Origin of the sequence: Paraburkholderia tuberum STM678 (genome assembly GCF_902833905.1) — a bacterium.
In the GTDB taxonomy this organism is placed as follows: Bacteria; Pseudomonadota; Gammaproteobacteria; order Burkholderiales; family Burkholderiaceae; genus Paraburkholderia; species Paraburkholderia tuberum.
The window spans coordinates 1-439 of sequence record NZ_CADFGP010000190.1 but is presented as its reverse complement, the minus strand read 5'-3'; the positions used below and the strand labels follow the sequence as shown (position 1 = coordinate 439).

The window sequence follows — 439 nt, the reverse complement described above, 5'->3', positions numbered from 1 at the left end:
AATTCGGCGAGCACGCGCTCGGCGCAATGGGCGCACGAATCGAAGCTGGAGACGTCGGCCTCATAGGCGACGAAATGGCGACCGGCATCGCGTTCATGGATGAGCCAGGTGGCAACGTGATCGTTGCGCTCGGAGTGCGACATGGCGACCACCATGCCCGCATCGTGAAGACGCCGACTGATCGCGGCGCCCAAGCCACCCATGCCACCGGTAATGAAAGCTACGCGCTTAGCCGGCATGATGCTCTCCCTGCTCCGGACGGTTGCTGGAGGCCGGCGATTTAGCCGAAGTCACCGGCGTAACCTGACTGGAGACGTCGCCTCGGCCCGCTTGTCCGTAGGCCATGCCCGCCGCCGTGCTTGCCATACGTCGCAGCCATTCCTGCCACGGCAGCATGACCGGATTCATGGGGGCATGCGTCGGCCATTGCTCGCTCCAG

Annotated in this window: 2 protein-coding genes; both read right to left on the bottom strand. The window is 64.5% G+C overall.

Features of this window, described 5'->3' with window-relative positions; all coding sequences use genetic code 11:
- Positions 1-239, bottom strand: a 239-nt coding sequence (locus HWY30_RS40880) for an SDR family NAD(P)-dependent oxidoreductase (RefSeq protein ID WP_176079067.1), incomplete at its 3' end; no start/stop codon positions are given.
- Positions 229-439, bottom strand: a 211-nt coding sequence (locus HWY30_RS41300; protein ID WP_208524387.1) for a hypothetical protein, incomplete at its 5' end; no start/stop codon positions are given. The genes HWY30_RS40880 and HWY30_RS41300, both read right to left, overlap by 11 nt.